The following is a 685-nucleotide window of genomic DNA, read 5'->3' on the forward strand; positions in this document are numbered from 1 at the left end:
GCCTGCGGCCCATCGGGAACCTCCGGCTCCTCGAGTCGATGGTGGGCGACGTGAGCGTCCAGACCGTCCCGCCGACCATGCTCGTCAGGGCCGCCGGCAGGGAGTGGTCCGTGCCCAGGCGCTGCATCGGCCGGCGCGTGAGCGTCGTGGCGATGCCCGGCGGCCAGGTCGTGGTGAGGATGGCCGGCGAGGAGGTCGCCGTCCACGACGCCGCGTCCGGGCCGTCGAGGCCCATCAACTACGACCCCGACCACTACGGGCAGGCCCTCGAGGGGAAGCGGGGCCTGGCCGACGCGGACATCGCGGAGGCCGCGCGCGCCAACCTCGCGCTGCTCGACTCGCTCGGAGGGGCGTGATGGGCGCCGTCGCGGAGGGCAGCCCCTCGATCAGGGCGCAGGCGAACCTCTCCGCGCTCGGGCTGCACGAGATGGCGGCGTCCCTGCCCGACTACGTGAGGATGGTCGCCGCGGGCGAGCGGGGCTTCGCCTCCGCCCTCGAGGAGATGACGCGCGTCGAGGTCGCCGCCCGGGAGGTCAGGATCACCAGCCAGCGCATACGGTCGTCGGGGTTCCCCTACGTCAAGGGGCTGGCGGACTTCGACTGGGACTTCCAGCCCTCGGTCCCGCGCGCCGAGATCGAGGAGCTCGCGACCCTGAGGTTCGTCGAGCGGGCCGAGAACGTCCTG

General features: G+C 73.4%; 2 protein-coding genes. Both read left to right on the forward strand.

Features of this window, described 5'->3' with window-relative positions:
* Nucleotides 1-356: Mu transposase domain-containing protein (locus ACTNBB_RS09115; RefSeq protein ID WP_441071095.1), on the forward strand; the 356-nt coding region annotated here is incomplete at its 5' end.
* A partial coding sequence (locus ACTNBB_RS09120; protein ID WP_441071097.1) for an ATP-binding protein occupies nucleotides 356-685 on the forward strand: 330 nt, incomplete at its 3' end. The genes ACTNBB_RS09115 and ACTNBB_RS09120, both read left to right, overlap by 1 nt.

The sequence above is a fragment of the Collinsella sp. HCP28S3_B9 genome, from assembly GCF_052066095.1.
Lineage (GTDB): Bacteria > Actinomycetota > Coriobacteriia > Coriobacteriales > Coriobacteriaceae > Collinsella.